Below are 14,418 nucleotides of genomic sequence, written 5' to 3'. Positions count from 1 at the left end.
CGATAAGTCTTATGGATGAACGCCGCCTCCGGCGATGCTATCGGCATCGCCGTCGAATCGAAGCCCATCGGTGGGGTTGACGGTGGTCGATAGCATGTCGGAACGCCGAATCAAAGCGTTTGACTGCTATGCACAGGCTTTTCGGGAAACGCCGCAATCCCAAGGGTTTAGCGGCGGGTCCAAAAGCGACCTCAGCGCGGGTATCCCGGCGGCGGGCCGTGCTGGCGGATCGCCTCCACCACCTCGCGGTGCCGGCGGTCCTCCCGCTTCATGTGGACCGCGATCAGCGCATGCGCTGACGGCACCAGCAGCAGGACGTGGAAAATCAGCCCGAAAATCAGGCAAAACACGATCAGGACCAGGTTGAAGATCGCCGAAAACGGCTGCCCGTTCAGGAGCAGCCCGAGCGGCGGCAACAAGGCAGCAAGCACATAGATCATGCGGACCTCCAGCGGCTGGCGGTGCATACCAGCGTCACGCAGGATTTAGGTGGTTTGCCCGGTTCTGCAATGGCCGAACTTCGGGGCGCCGCAGGACCTCACTCGATCAGAAGATCTATTGGCACGCCCAGCGCGCGCGCAAACTTCTTCTGCAGTTCGGCAGGCCCCTTCCTTCGCCCGTTTTCGATCTCCGACAGATAATTCTGGCTGATGCCGACGGCTACGGCCAGTTCGCCCTGAATCATGTCGCGCCATTCACGGATAACGCGCACCGCGTTGTCGCCCTTGGCGAGGCGATCAGCAACGGCTTTTGGCAGCACGACTTCGCGGCCTTCCTTGAGAGCGCGCGCAGAATTGCGAACGATCCGACTTGCAGCGACATCTTCTTGTGCCTCAGCGGCGAGAGCGACCAGCCGGTCATACTCGTTGCGCGGCAGTACAGCGAGATCATCGCCACCAGGGGTATGGATGAACTGGACATTGCTTTTTGCGGTGCCGCTCTTTGCCATGGTGTCCTCTCAGTCGTAGACGGCGGCAGATGTGAATTCGATCTCCTTCACGCATCAATGATCGCATAATGCGATAAAAAAAGCCACAGGATCGCATATTGCGATATCCCCTGGGAGCTCGGCGATATCTGCGCCGAAATCGCAACGGACGCAGCGGGTCACGCAGGATTTAGACGTCGCGCGAGTTCGGCAATGGCCCCATCGGCGAGGTGGTGCTAAGCCCTCCTCCCGGCTCCTGTTCCCACTCCTCCCCCCCGATTTCAATGACCAAAGAACGCCTGATCCCGCTGATCGTCGCCACCGCCCTGTTCATGGAGAACATGGACTCGACGGTGATTGCGACGTCACTGCCGGCGATCGCGGCTGATATCGGCACCAGCCCGCTGACGCTGAAGCTTGCGATCACGTCCTACCTGCTGTCGCTCGCCGTGTTCATTCCGGCCAGCGGCTGGACCGCCGATCGCTTCGGCGCGCGCATGGTGTTCTCGATCGCCATTGGCGTGTTCATGATCGGGTCGATCGGTTGTGCGCTGTCGCAAAACGTCACCCATTTCGTCATCGCACGTATCCTGCAGGGCATGGGCGGCGCGATGATGACGCCGGTCGGGCGGCTGGTGCTGTTGCGCTCGATCGACAAGAGCGCGCTGGTCAACGCAATGACATGGGTGACGGTGCCGGCGCTGATCGGGCCGGTGATCGGGCCGCCGCTCGGCGGCTTCATCACCACCTATTTTTCCTGGCACTGGATATTCCTGATCAACATCCCGATCGGGCTGCTCGGCATCTTCATGGCGATGAAGTACATCGACCCGATCAAGAGCGAGGATCCCGAGCGTTTCGATCTCTACGGGCTGATACTGGCCGGGATCGGCCTTGCCGGCATTGCCTTCGGCCTCTCGGTCGCCGGCCTCGGCCTGTTGCCATGGCCGATCGTTGCCGGTCTCGTTGCGGTCGGCACCATTTCGATGACGCTCTACGTGATGCACGCCAAGCGAACCGGATCGCCGGTGCTGGATTTCTCGCTGCTGCGCCTTTCCACCATGCGCGCCAGCATCATTGGCGGCTTCCTGTTCCGGCTCGGCATCGGTGCGCTGCCGTTCCTGCTGCCGCTGTTGATGCAGGAAGGCTTTGGGCTGTCGCCATTCCAATCGGGACTGGTGACCTTTGCCTCGGCCGTCGGCGCCATGGGCATGAAGACGCTGGCCGCGCGCATCATCCGCGCCTTCGGCTTCCGCTACATGATGACGGTCAATGCGGTCATCAGCGCAGTCTTTCTCGCCGCCTGCGCGTTGTTCACGGTGACGACGCCGTTGATGCTGATCTTCATCATCCTCGTGGTCGGCGGCTTCTTCCGTTCGCTGCAATTCACTGCGATCAACACGGTGGCCTATGCCGAGGTCGAGCCGGCGCAGATGAGCCGCGCCACCACGCTGGTCAGCGTCAACCAGCAGCTGGCGCTTTCCGCGGGCGTCGCCGTCGGTGCGTTCTCGGTGGAATCGACCATGCTCTATCATCACGTCACCGAACTGAACGCCGACGTATTCCCGCCGGCGTTCCTCGTGGTCGCGGTCATCTCAGCCGTGTCGGCATATTTCTTCTGGCAGATGCCTGACGATGCCGGCCACGAAATCTCGGGGCGCAAGGCGGTCGAGATTTCCAGCCGCAAGGGCGCGGCAAAGGCCGCGACCAAGGCCGCCAGCGAAGGCACCGAGGACGCGCGCGATCAGCGGCTGGGCTGACGCTCGGCGCAAGACGTCCGCCACCAGTCACTTTCGGTACTCGTTTTTGCCGGGAAATTTCGGTAGAATCCTCTGATAGCGCTACGCCCGATTTTCTTCACCGGTATTTTGGTAAGAACGATGCGAGCCTTCTTTATTTTTATTGCACTTATTTTCGTCGCCTCTGGCCCGCTTGCCGGGCCCACCTTCGCTGCCAACCAGAAAGACATCAGCGATTGCGATCAAGACGAGAGTGACGATCTCAGGATCACCGGCTGCACCCGCCTCATCAACGCGCGCGAAGTATCTACCCGGTCGATTGCTTCGGCCTACAACAAGCGAGGCATTGCATGGAAGCATAAGGGCGAGTTCGACAAGGCGCTCGCGGACTACGCGCAGGCGATCCGCATCGGCCCGAAGCTGAGCGCTCCCTGGCACAACCGGGCGCAGGTATGGCTATCCAAGGAACAGTATGACAAGGCCATCGCCGACTTCAATCAGGCGATCAAGCTGGACCCTGCCTACGCGCCGTCCTGGCGCGGTCGCGCCGATAGCTGGGACTACAAGAAAGAGCACGACAAGGCGATCGCCGATTATACCCAATCCATCAAGCTCGATCCCAATGAAGCCTACGGCTTCAGCGGCCGGGCCGACGCCTACTACGGCAAGAAGGATTACGATCGCGCCATCGCCGACTACAGCGAAGCCATCCGCCTCGATTCAAAAATCAAGGACTTCTATAATGCCCGCGGCAATGTTTACGAAGCCAAGGACGATCACGATCGCGCCATTACCGATTACAACGCAGCGCTCCACCTCGATCCCAAATACATCAATGCACTGCGCAATCGCGGCATCGCGCTGAACAACAAGGGCGAACACGATCGGGCCATCGCCGACTATGATGTCGTCATCCGGCTCAAGCCTGACGACGCCGACAACATCAGGCTGCGCGGCGACACCTGGAGCAACAAGAAAGAATATGATCGCGCCATCATGGATTTTGACGCGGCCATCAAGCTCGATCCCAAAAGTGTCGAGGCCTTCAAGGGCCGCGGCAACGCCTGGAGTAACAAGGGAGATTACGACCCCGCCATCGCGGACTACGAGATTGCCATTCGGCTCGAACCGGAGTCTGCGAGCCATTACGTCAGCCGCGGCAATGCCTTCGAGAGCAAGGCCGAACACGACAAGGCAATCGCCGACTACAACAAGGCAATCAGCCTCGACAAGAACTCCGACACGGCGTTTCACGGCCGTGGCATTTCCTATGGCAGCAAGTTCGAGAATGACCTTGCAATTGCGGATTTCACGGAAGCCATACGCCTCGATCCGAAATATTCGGGGTCCTACGCGACACGCGGCCAGGCGTGGGAACGGAAGGGCAACTACGCACGCGCACTCGCGGATCTCGATGAATCCATCCGAATAGACCCGACCAGCGTCGACAGGTATATCGAGCGCAGCGCGATGTTGAACAACTACGGCCAGTACGATCGCGCCATTGCCGACATCGCCAAGGCGATCTCGCTGGATCCCAAGAATGCCAGCGCCTACAGCACCCGCGCCAATGTCTGGGAGAACAAGGGCGACCGCGCGCGGTCCCTCGCCGATCACAACGAAGCCGTCAATCGCGATCCCAAAAGCGCGTACCCGTATGGCGCGCGCGCCAACTTCTACAGGAATAGCGGCGAATGGGATCTGGCGCTGGCCGATTACAACGAGGCGATCCGTCTCGAGCCGAATTCTCCCAGCCGATACGGGAGCCGCGGCGACCTCTGGAGGGACAAGAGCGACTACGATCGCGCGATGGTGGATTACGACAAGGCGATCGGCCTCAATCCGCGATATGCCGCCGCCTACAATGCACGCGCGCAGGTGTGGAGAACCCGTCGTCAGGTCGATCGCGCGATGACGGAAATCAATGAAGCGCTTCGCCTGCAGCCGAAGAACCCCAACTTCCTGACGTCGCTTGCCGACGTTCATCACGAGAACGACGAAATAGATCGCGCGCTCGCCCTTTATGGCGAAGCGCTCGCGCTCGATCCGACCCTCTCTTCCAGCTATGGCGGCCGCGGTTTCATCTGGTCCAGGATCGGCGAATACGATCGCGCGATGGCCGATTACGACGAGGCCATTCGTCTCGACCCCAAGGCCAACAGGGCACTCTCCGCCCGCGGCGACCTGTGGCGCCAGAAGGGAGATCTGGTCCGCGCGCTGAGGGACATCGACCAGTCGCTCAAGCTTAATCCGAACGACGTGACTGGCTATCTCTACCGCGGAGATGCATTGCGCTACAAAGGCGACTTCAAGGCGGCGCTGGCCGCCTACGATAATTTGCTCAAGCGCGCACCCGACGACATTCCGGGCCTGACCGGCGTCGGCCTGACTTATGAGAAGACAGGCGACCTGACGCGCGCGAAAGAAGCGTTCAAGGCGGCAGTCGCGTCGAAATCGCAGGAACGTGCCAACATCAACAATTCGAGCCTGGAAATCGCCCGCGCCCGCCTCGCCGCGCTCGACTCCGGCGCGCTGCAGCCGGCCATTCCCGCAGCCCCTTCCAAGGCGGCATCCGCAACCTCGATCCCGACGCCGGCCGCCGTCGTTCCGACCGTGGCCCCCAGTGCGGTCGTCCAGCAAGGCCGGCGGATCGCACTCGTGATCGGCAACTCCGCCTACAAGAACGTCCCTGCGCTTCCCAACCCGAAGCGCGATGCCGAGGCGATCGCGGCGTCGCTTCGCGCGGTCGGCTTCGAGGAGGTCACGTTGGTCAGTGACTCCGACCGCGGCCGCCTGCTCGATGCGCTCAAGACGTTCGCCGGCAACGCCGAAAAGGCCGACTGGGCCGTGGTCTACTACGCCGGTCACGGCATGGAGGTGAGCGGCGTCAATTACCTGATCCCGGTCGAGGCCAAGGTCGCGGTCGATCGCGACATTCAATACGAGGCGGTGCCGCTCGATCACGTCATGACCGCGGTCGAAGGCGCCAAAAAACTCAGGCTGATCCTGCTCGACGCCTGCCGCGACAATCCATTCGCTTCCCAGATGCAAAAGACGGCCTCCGTGCAGCCGCTGGCCTCCGCCGCCAAGGGCAGCGGCGGCACCCGCACGCGATCGGTCAGCCGAGGCCTCAGCGAGGTCAAGGTGTCAGGCGCGACGCTGGTGGTCTATGCGGCCAAGCACGGACAGACCGCGCTCGACGGCGAAGGCGGCAACAGCCCGTTTGCGGTGGCGTTTGCGCAGCGCATCGCGACACCGAATGTCGAGATCAACAAGCTGTTCCGCCTCGTGCGCGACGACGTGATGGAGGCGACGGCGGGACGGCAGGAGCCCTACACCTACGGCTCGCTGCCCGGCCGGGAGGATTTTTTCTTCCTGGCGAGGTGATGGTGCGCAAGGCGAGGACGTAACCCAACGCAGCCTGAATTTGCCCCAGCGCGCTGCGCGTTCCGCGCCGTAAAAAGAATCTGACGTGAGAGTCAGAAAGCGAACGGAAGCTCCCGCGACTGTCGGCCATATCTGGTCAGGCGCGGCGCCGTTCCGTGCCGGGACCCCCACCACGACGGGGAACGCTCCCATTAAATTCAGTTTCAATTGAAAGGACGTAGACGCGTGAATCAAGCCAATGCGAAGGAAGTGAACGCCGATCCGAAAGCCGACGCCGACGTGAAGCGCTCGGGCATGTCGTTCCCAGCGGTGCCGGGTATTTTCGATGGGCTCGCCGAGCAGAACATGATCCGGGCAAAGGAAAACATCGAGAAGATGAAGACGGCCTCGGGAGCGATCAACGACGCTCTCCTGCAAGCCTATTCGGCCAACGCAAAGGGCGCTGCGGACTATGCCGCCAAAGTCATCGAGTTCTCCGGCGCCAATACCAGCTCCGCTTTTGATTTTCTCACCCATCTCCTGGGCATGAAGTCGCCCTCGGAAATCCTGCAGCTCTCCGCCGCGCAAGGCAGCAAGAACTTCGCAGCCACGGCCGCGCAGGGCCGGGAGCTTTGGGAGCTCACGCGCAAGGTCGCGAGCGAGACCGCCGATCCGATCAAGAAAAGCTTCGCCAGCGTGCTGCAGAAGGCGGCCTAGTTCTTAGTCGAGCCTTTTGCAGCCCGCCGGGATCGGCTGGAACAAGCGCCCCCTGAGAAGGGCGCATTCCAGCCGGTGGCGAAGCAGCGTGCCGCCGGCACAAAAAATCCAAGCAACGGAGGAACAGAATGGGCGTGGTCATGATCAAATGCCCCGGGACGGGGCGAGCTATCCCGACAGGCATGAAGGCGGATCGGGAGAGGTTTCGATGCAGCCCGGTGTTTTTCGCGCGCACCTTTTGCTCGATCTGCCAGGCCAGTCACGAATGGTTTGCCCGGGAGGCCTGGGTTCACGAGCCTGAAGAGAAATGGCGCATGCACGAGCCCGCATTCGCCCTGCAACCGGCGTAGAGCCGTCGAGGCGCTGCAATCCGCTCAATGGCCCCGTGGCCGTTGGCCGGTCGCTCCCTGCGGCGGTGCGCGCCGCCGCACTTCGTCCGCGGTGGCAAACAGGGGAATTTCAGCCCCGGCCAGTGCCGGCTTCATTTTCTCCGTCAGGACGATACGATCGATTCTGCGGCGCATGAGCTGGTAGCATTCGCATGCCGCTGCTTCGAGCCGCGGTCTGTCAATCTCGATCGAGCCGCGAGCATTGGATCGGATTGCGCCCGAATCGCGAAGCTTGGAAATGACCTGCGTTACCGTCGTCCGCCGCACGCCGAGAAATTCCGCAAGCGTCTCCTGGGTCAGCGGCAGGACGTCCCCGTCAGCCCGATCGTGCACGTGCAGCAACCACCTCGCCAGACGCGCCTCGACCGAGTGCAGCGCGTTGCAGGCCGCGACGTGCTGGAATTGCGCCATCAGTGCCCTGTTGTGCGTTTGAATCGCGCCGTTCAAGGCTCTGCTGCGGCCGAGCGCCGCATGAAATCGTGTCGGCGAAATTTGCAGTGCGAGCCCCGCCACCCGGACCACCGCCGTCATCGGAGAGCGGGAAGACTCCATGGTCGACAGGAGGCCCACGGCTGCCTCATTGCCGATGACGGCGGTCGCGACCGTTTGCCCGCTCGGCATATCCATGATGAAGGCGATCAAGCCGCTGAGGGGAAAATAGATCCGATCTATTGGATCGCCCGTCCGCACCAGCACGGTGTCCCGGTCAAGCTCAACCAGTCGGAAATGACGCACAAGCAAATCGAGGTCTGCTGGCGGCAACGCAGCTAACAGTCGATTACCAACTCTGGTCCTCTGCTCCATCACGGGAATACTCCTTCCCAGACGGAGGCGCGGCTCGCTGCAGAATTCCCGGTGGCGTCAAGGCTGCATGCGGATAAACAGACCGCGCCGGACTATTGAAATACGCCTTATGGAGGGAAAGTTCCAGGGGATTCGCGCTAGACCCTACCGCCCGCTTCCGCCTCGCGCTGCAATCTAAGGAGGTTATGCTAATTAAGAGCGCCGCAAAGGTTGTGCTTCAAGATTGATCGCGGTGCCCGCGAAATCCCATCGCCAGGACGTATCGCTCCGACGAATCCTGCCGGCTGGAGGCCGGCTTGACGTGGCGCACGCTGGCGAAATCGCGCTTCAATTGCGCGACCAGTTCGGCATCGGCGCCGCTCTGAAAGGCCTTGGCCAGAAACGTTCCGCCGGGATTGAGCACGTCGCTGGCAAACGCTGCCGCGGTTTCGATCAGGCCGACGATGCGCAACTGATCGGTCTTGCGGTGGCCGGTGGTGTTGGGCGCCATGTCTGATATCACGACGTCGGCGCGCCCGCCCATCATGGCGATGAGTTTTTCCGGCGCGTCCTCGGCCAGGAAGTCGAGCTGCGCGAAGTTGACGCCGGGGACTTCCGGCATCTCCAGGAGATCGATCGCCACCACCTTGCCCTTGCCATTGACCGCGCCGACGCGCTTGGCCGCGATCTGGCTCCAGCCGCCGGGGGCGGCGCCGAGATCGACCACCGCGATGCCATGCTTGAGGAAATGATACTTGTCGTCGATCTCGATCAGCTTGTAGGCCGCTCGCGAGCGATAGCCATCCCGCTTGGCCTTCGCCACATAGGGATCGTTGAGCTGGCGCTCCAGCCAGAGTTTTGACGACAGCTTGCGCTTGCCACCGCTCTTGACCGTGACGTGCAGCCGTCCGGTGGTGTCTTTTGCCATGTCAATTGGTGCCTTGAGGTGTCAGACGCGATCTAGCACATCACGCCACGCGGCGCATTAGCACGCCCTGAGCGCGCCGTCCTCGCGCATCATCTCGACCAGCATGCCCTCGCGCAGGCCCCGGTCGGCGACGCGCAGCCGCGGCAGCGGGAAGGCATCGCGGATCGCATCCAGAATGGCGCAGCCGGCCAGCACCAGATCGGCGCGCTCGACGCTGATGCAATTGTTGTTGGCGCGCTCCTGATAGCTCATGCCGCGCAGCCGCTGGATCACCGTGGTGACGTCGGAACCGTTCATCCAGATGCCGTCGATGCGGCGGCGATCATACCGCGCCAGATTGAGATGGACGCCGGCGAGCGTCGTCACGGTGCCCGACGTGCCCAGCATGTGCATGTCGCGCAAATCCGTGCCGTGCTCGGCGGCGAACGGCGCGACATATTGCGCGACCTCGCGCACCATGTGCGCATAGGATTCGGCCGTGACGTCACGTCCGCCGAAGTGCTCGGCTAAAGTGACGACGCCGAGCGGGATCGACATCCACGCCTTGATCCGCGGCGGCGCATTCTGCTCGGCAGGATCGCGCTCGATCCGCACCAGTTCGGTCGAGCCGCCGCCGATGTCGAACAGGATCGCGCCCCGCCCTCTTGCGTCGAGCAAAGGCGAGCAGCCGATCACGGCGAGCGTCGCCTCGGTCTCGCGATCGATCACCTCGAGCCGGATGCCGGTTTCGCTCGCAACGCGGGCGCGAAAGCTGTCGGCATTGGCGGCGGCGCGGCAGGCTTCGGTTGCGATCAGTCGCAGGCGGCGGGCCTTGCGGTAGCGGATCTTGTCGCTGCAGATGCTGAGTGCTGCGATGGCGCGGTCGATCGCGGCGTCGCTGATGGAACCGGTTGCAGAAATGCCCTCGCCGAGCCGGATGATCCGCGAAAACGAATCCATCACGCGAAAACCATCGCCAGCCGGACTGGCGATCAAAAGCCGGCAATTATTGGTGCCAAGGTCGAGCGCGGCATAAACACCGTTTGCCGTGGCCGCCGCAACCGAACCTGACGGGCTTGCGCAGGCCTCAAGACCTTCGCGCAGCCGCGTATCGTCATTCATCAAAACTGTCTTTCCGTGGCCGCTTCCGGCCGCCGAAGAAAATTACCGTTCACGGAAACTTTAGCAGCGCCAAGGGGCTACGCAACAACCCATCACATAGGACTATGCCCAATCAGGCGTTGTCCGGGATGTTACGGTACGTTATCTGAGCGGGAACCCGCGAAACCCCAAAAACCCAAGAAAATCCAGCATTTCAGGTGTTTTCGATGCAAGACCACACGTCGGCCCCCACCCTGGACAACGCTATCGCACTGCAAAAATACGGTGTGGGGCAGCCGGTGCGCCGCAAGGAAGACGACACGCTGGTTCGCGGCAAGGGCAAATACACCGACGATTTCACCCTGCCCGGCCAGGCCTATTGCTGGATGGTGCGCTCCAGCCATGCCCACGGGATCATCAAGGGGATCGAGACGGCCACCGCCAAGGCGATGCCGGGCGTGCTCGGCGTCTGGACCGGCAAGGACCTGGAAGCCGCCGGCTACGCGCCCTTCACCTGCGGCCTGCCCTTGAAGAGCCGGGATGGCTCGCCGCTGTTGCAGACCAACCGTCCGGCGCTGGCGACCGACAAGGTGCGCTTTGTCGGCGACCCCTTCGCCTTTGTGGTCGCGGAAACGCTGGCGCAGGCACGCGATGCGGCGGAGGCCGTCGAGCTCGACATCGAGCCGCTGCCTGCCGTGACCGATGCCGCGGAGGCCACCAAACCCGGCGCGCCGCTGCTCTACGATCACATCCCAAACAACGTCGCGCTCGACTATCACTATGGCGATACGGCCAAGATCGACGCCGCGTTTGCCGCTGCTGCGCATGTCACAAAACTCGACATCGTCAACACCCGCGTCGCGGTGGTGTCGATGGAGCCGCGCGTGGCGCTTGCAGCCTTTGACAAGGCGGCCGAACGCTTCACGCTGCAGGTGCCGACGCAGGGCGTCTCCGGCAACAAGGTGACGCTGGCGAAAATCCTCAACGTACCGAACGACAAGGTTCGCATCCTGACTGCCAATGTCGGCGGCTCCTTCGGCATGAAGAACGTCAGCTATCCCGAATATACCTGCATCCTGCATGCGGCGAAGGCGCTGGGCCGCCCCGTGAAATGGACCGACGAGCGCTCGACCAGCTTCCTCTCAGACAGCCAGGGCCGCGCGCAGCTCATCCATGCCGAACTCGCGCTCGATGCCGAAGGCAAGTTTTTGGCGGTGCGCCTGCAGGGTTACGGTAATCTCGGCGCCTACATCACCGGCGTCGCGCCGGGGCCGTTGTCCCTCAACACCGGCAAGAACCTCGCCAGCGTCTACCGCACGCCGCTGCTCGGCGTCGACATCAAGACGGTGTTGACCAACACCACGCTGATGGGCGCCTATCGCGGCGCCGGCCGGCCCGAGGCCAACTACTACATGGAGCGGCTGATCGATCGCGCCGCCGACGAGATGGGCATCAACCGGCTCGCGCTGCGCAAGCGCAACTTCATCAAGCCGTCGCAACTGCCGTTCGCGGCGGCCTCCGGCGTCACCTATGACAGCGGCGATTTCGCAGGGGTCTTCAACAAGGCGCTGGAGATTTCCGATCACGCCAATTTTGTCAAACGGAAGAAGGAAAGCAAAAAGAGCGGCAGGCTGCGCGGCATCGCCGTCGGCTCGTATCTGGAAGTGACCGCGCCGCCAAGCGGCGAGCTCGGCAAGATCAGCTTCGAGCCGGATGGTTCGGTAAAGCTGACCACCGGCACGCTCGATTACGGCCAGGGCCACGCCACGCCGTTCGCGCAGGTGCTGTCGGCGCAGCTCGGCGTGCCCTTCGAAAAGATCACGATGGAGCAGAACGACAGCGATCTCGTCCGGTTCGGCAACGGCACCGGCGGCTCGCGCTCGATCACGGCAACCGGTCAGGCGATCGTGGAGGCGTCCGCGCTCGTGATCGCAAAGGGCAAGCAGGCCGCCGCGCATCTGATGGAGGCGTCCGAAGGCGATATCGAGTTCGCCAGCGGCCGCTTCACCATCGCCGGCACCGACCGTTCGATCGGCATCATGGAGCTGGCGCAGCGCGTGCGCGAAGGCAGGATGCCCGAGGGCGTGCCGCTGTCGCTCGACGTCGACCACGCCACCAAGGACACGCCGTCCACCTTCCCCAATGGCTGCCACGTCGCGGAAGTGGAAATCGATCCCGAGACCGGCGTCGTGCAAATCGTACGCTATTTCGCCGTCAATGATTTCGGCACCGTGGTCAATCCGATGATCGTTGCCGGCCAGTTGCATGGCGGCGTGGCGCAAGGCATCGGCCAGGCGCTGATGGAGGAAGTCAGCTACGATTCCAGCGGCCAGCCGATCACCGGCTCGTTCATGGACTATGCGCTGCCGCGCGCGGAGGACATCCCGCCGATGGAAGTCGGCGACCACCCCTCGCCCGCAAAGTCCAATCCGCTGGGCACCAAAGGCTGCGGCGAAGCCGGCTGCGCCGGCAGCCTCGTCTGCATCGTCAACGCGGTGGTCGACGCGCTGTCGGAGTATGGCATCACGCATATCGACATGCCGCTGACGCCGGAGCGGGTGTGGCGTGCGATCCAGGATGCGAAGGCGAAGGCGGCGTGAGGCTGATCTGGTCGCAACTTCAAAGCTGTCATCGCCCGGCTTGACCGGGCGACCCAGTATTCCAGAGACGTTAGTAATCCACCGCGAGGCCGCGGCGTACTGGATGCCCCGCCGGAGCCTGTCATCGGGCTCGCCGAAGGCGAGACCCGGTGGCGGGGCATGACGAGTTAGGCATGTCGAGACGCGCGCGTCTGCGCGTCAGATCTTCTCGACCGAGCCGCCGCTTTCGGCCCAGCCCTTGAAGCCGCCGAGATTACGCACGTCCTTGTAGCCCATGTCTTGCAGCGTCTTGCCGGCAAGCGCGGACCGGCCGCCGGAGGCGCAGTAGACGATTACGGTTTTTTCCCGGTCGAATGCATTGTCATAATAGGGGCTGTCAGGATCCGCCTTGAATTCGAGCATGCCGCGCGCGACATGTTTCGCGCCCTGAACCTTGCCGGTATTTTGTAGCTCAAGCCCGTCGCGCACATCGACCACCAGGACCTGGCCGCGCTCGATCAGGGCTTTCGCGTCCTGCGGGCTGATGGCTGGAACGGAGCTGTTAGCCGCTGCAAGTAAATCCTTCACTGAACTCGGCATCGTATTCTCCCGTATGCTGTTTTATCGTTAGGTACAGATAATGACCCACTTTGTGGCGAAGCTAGGCCCCAGGCGCAATGACCACGGCTCCAAGAAGCTTTGCCGCGACGCTATAGCGCTTGACTGGAGCGTGCATTCTGAAAGGCTTCGCGCTGCCCGCGGGCGTGCCGACAGCAGGAATTCAGGATCAGATTGTGGACGTATTGTCGGAAGTCCTGCGCGTCGTCCGCTTGTCCGGAACGATTCATTTTCGCGCGGAGTTCACGCATCCGTGGGCCATTCTTTCGTCCCCGCCGGCGCTGCTTGCGGCGCGCCTGCAATCCTCCGAGGGATCGGTGACACCGTTTCATGTGGTCACCGAGGGCAATTGCCTGGTGACATCGGGGGCACTGCCACCAATCCACATCGAAAGCGGCGATGTGATCGTGTTCCCGCGCGGCGATCAGCATGTGATGGCCAGCGACCCTGAACTGGCGCCTGTCCCGATACAGGACATCTATTCGCAGCCGTCCGCAGAGCAGATCACGGTCGTGAATCACGGCGGCGGCGGGCCGCCGGCGCGCTTCATCTGCGGTTTTCTGCATGCCGATCAGCGGTTCGATCCGCTGCTGAAATCGCTGCCCGCGATTCTTTGCATCCGCTCGCGCGAAGACACCCTGACGCTCGAGACGCTGGACAGCTCCGGCCGACGTGTGCAGGCGATCACGCATCCGCAGGAGAAGGAGTGGTGGCGGGCATCGGTGCGTTACCTGATGAGCGAAACCGCAACGCCGGGTCCTGGCAATCGTGCCGTACTGGCACGATTGGCCGAGTCGCTTTTCCTCGAACTGCTGCGGTGGCAGTTGCAGTTTGCGACAGAGGGCCACGGCGGCGGCTGGCTGGCGGGCCTGCACGATCCCCAGGTGGGTCCCGCGCTCACCCTGCTTCATGCGCAGCCGGAACGGTCGTGGACCGTCGAAGCGCTTGCAAGGGAAGTCGGCGTCTCGCGCGCGGCGCTCGCCAAACGCTTCGTCGAACTGGTCGGCGAGTCGCCGATCCAGTATCTTGCGGGTTGGCGGATGCATTTGGCGCAGCATCTGCTGCAGGACAGCACGCTTGGTGTGGCCGAGATCGCCGGACGCGTTGGATATGACTCCGATGCGGCGTTCAATCGGGCGTTCCGGCGAGTGGTCGGCTCGCCGCCCGCGACGTGGCGGCAAGCCAGGGAGGAACAGCCTCTCGCAGCGGATGGCATCCAGCTCAACGGCGGTCGTCGCCCGGCCTTGACCGGGCGATCCAGTATTCCAGAGACATGAGAGATAGAACCGTG

11 protein-coding genes are annotated in these 14,418 nt (G+C 62.7%); 5 read left to right on the top strand and 6 right to left on the bottom strand.

The window, feature by feature from the left end:
• Nucleotides 1-191 precede the first annotated feature (191 nt).
• Nucleotides 192-440 carry a hypothetical protein gene (locus tag KIP88_RS07740; protein WP_057855275.1) on the bottom strand — a complete coding sequence of 83 codons (249 nt, stop codon included), beginning with the start codon at nucleotides 438-440 and terminating at the stop codon, nucleotides 192-194.
• A 98-nt stretch (nucleotides 441-538) separates the two neighbouring features.
• Entirely contained in the window at nucleotides 539-949 is a 411-nt protein-coding gene (locus KIP88_RS07735) for a helix-turn-helix transcriptional regulator (RefSeq protein WP_214487244.1), read from the bottom strand.
• A gap of 263 nt (nucleotides 950-1,212) precedes the next feature.
• Between KIP88_RS07735 and KIP88_RS07730 the strand changes: the two genes are divergently transcribed.
• From KIP88_RS07730 to KIP88_RS07720, 3 genes are all read left to right on the top strand, one after another.
• The gene (locus KIP88_RS07730; protein WP_214487243.1) at nucleotides 1,213-2,688 is read left to right on the top strand and encodes a DHA2 family efflux MFS transporter permease subunit; all 1,476 of its coding nucleotides are present in this window, start codon (nucleotides 1,213-1,215) and stop codon (nucleotides 2,686-2,688) included.
• 120 nt (nucleotides 2,689-2,808) lie between these two features.
• Nucleotides 2,809-6,054: a tetratricopeptide repeat protein gene (locus KIP88_RS07725; protein ID WP_214487242.1), complete on the top strand. Its 3,246-nt coding sequence runs from the start codon at nucleotides 2,809-2,811 to the stop codon at nucleotides 6,052-6,054.
• Between the two features lie 225 nt (nucleotides 6,055-6,279).
• On the top strand, nucleotides 6,280-6,750 hold the full coding sequence (locus tag KIP88_RS07720; protein ID WP_214487241.1) for a phasin family protein: 471 nt from the start codon (nucleotides 6,280-6,282) through the stop codon (nucleotides 6,748-6,750).
• Nucleotides 6,751-7,124: 374 nt separating this feature from the next.
• Here KIP88_RS07720 and KIP88_RS07715 read toward each other — a convergent pair whose 3' ends face one another.
• From KIP88_RS07715 to KIP88_RS07705, 3 genes are all read right to left on the bottom strand, one after another.
• Nucleotides 7,125-7,943 carry a Crp/Fnr family transcriptional regulator gene (locus KIP88_RS07715; RefSeq protein ID WP_214487323.1) on the bottom strand — a complete coding sequence of 273 codons (819 nt, stop codon included), beginning with the start codon at nucleotides 7,941-7,943 and terminating at the stop codon, nucleotides 7,125-7,127.
• A gap of 217 nt (nucleotides 7,944-8,160) precedes the next feature.
• Nucleotides 8,161-8,850 carry an RlmE family RNA methyltransferase gene (locus KIP88_RS07710; protein ID WP_214487240.1) on the bottom strand — a complete coding sequence of 230 codons (690 nt, stop codon included), beginning with the start codon at nucleotides 8,848-8,850 and terminating at the stop codon, nucleotides 8,161-8,163.
• Nucleotides 8,851-8,907: 57 nt separating this feature from the next.
• On the bottom strand, nucleotides 8,908-9,951 hold the full coding sequence (locus KIP88_RS07705) for a Ppx/GppA phosphatase family protein (RefSeq protein WP_214487239.1): 1,044 nt from the start codon (nucleotides 9,949-9,951) through the stop codon (nucleotides 8,908-8,910).
• A gap of 206 nt (nucleotides 9,952-10,157) precedes the next feature.
• Between KIP88_RS07705 and KIP88_RS07700 the strand changes: the two genes are divergently transcribed.
• Nucleotides 10,158-12,530, top strand: coding sequence for a xanthine dehydrogenase family protein molybdopterin-binding subunit (locus KIP88_RS07700; RefSeq protein WP_214487238.1), 2,373 nt, complete (start codon nucleotides 10,158-10,160; stop codon nucleotides 12,528-12,530).
• 198 nt (nucleotides 12,531-12,728) lie between these two features.
• Here the strand turns inward: KIP88_RS07700 and KIP88_RS07695 are convergent, their stop codons facing one another.
• Entirely contained in the window at nucleotides 12,729-13,109 is a 381-nt protein-coding gene (locus tag KIP88_RS07695; RefSeq protein ID WP_214487237.1) for a rhodanese-like domain-containing protein, read from the bottom strand.
• Nucleotides 13,110-13,273: 164 nt separating this feature from the next.
• Between KIP88_RS07695 and KIP88_RS07690 the strand changes: the two genes are divergently transcribed.
• A complete protein-coding gene (locus KIP88_RS07690; protein ID WP_308163308.1) occupies nucleotides 13,274-14,404 on the top strand; it encodes an AraC family transcriptional regulator in 1,131 nt (376 codons plus the stop codon).
• The last annotated feature ends 14 nt before the right edge of the window (nucleotides 14,405-14,418 follow it).

This window comes from Bradyrhizobium sp. SRL28, from assembly GCF_018596315.1.
In the GTDB taxonomy this organism is placed as follows: domain Bacteria; phylum Pseudomonadota; class Alphaproteobacteria; order Rhizobiales; family Xanthobacteraceae; genus Bradyrhizobium.
Note: the sequence above shows the minus strand (reverse complement) of the source record. Positions and strands in the feature narration are given on the sequence as shown.

What these genes read in the sequence shown, in the direction of transcription:
- KIP88_RS07740 (WP_057855275.1), bottom strand. Translation starts at nt 440, where the DNA reads ATGATCTATGTGCTTGCTGCCTTGTTGCCGCCGCTCGGGCTGCTCCTG.
- KIP88_RS07735 (WP_214487244.1), bottom strand. Translation starts at nt 949, where the DNA reads ATGGCAAAGAGCGGCACCGCAAAAAGCAATGTCCAGTTCATCCATACC.
- KIP88_RS07730 (WP_214487243.1), top strand. Translation starts at nt 1,213, where the DNA reads ATGACCAAAGAACGCCTGATCCCGCTGATCGTCGCCACCGCCCTGTTC.
- KIP88_RS07725 (WP_214487242.1), top strand. Translation starts at nt 2,809, where the DNA reads ATGCGAGCCTTCTTTATTTTTATTGCACTTATTTTCGTCGCCTCTGGC.
- KIP88_RS07715 (WP_214487323.1), bottom strand. Translation starts at nt 7,943, where the DNA reads ATGGAGCAGAGGACCAGAGTTGGTAATCGACTGTTAGCTGCGTTGCCG.
- KIP88_RS07710 (WP_214487240.1), bottom strand. Translation starts at nt 8,850, where the DNA reads ATGGCAAAAGACACCACCGGACGGCTGCACGTCACGGTCAAGAGCGGT.
- KIP88_RS07705 (WP_214487239.1), bottom strand. Translation starts at nt 9,951, where the DNA reads ATGAATGACGATACGCGGCTGCGCGAAGGTCTTGAGGCCTGCGCAAGC.
- KIP88_RS07700 (WP_214487238.1), top strand. Translation starts at nt 10,158, where the DNA reads ATGCAAGACCACACGTCGGCCCCCACCCTGGACAACGCTATCGCACTG.
- KIP88_RS07695 (WP_214487237.1), bottom strand. Translation starts at nt 13,109, where the DNA reads ATGCCGAGTTCAGTGAAGGATTTACTTGCAGCGGCTAACAGCTCCGTT.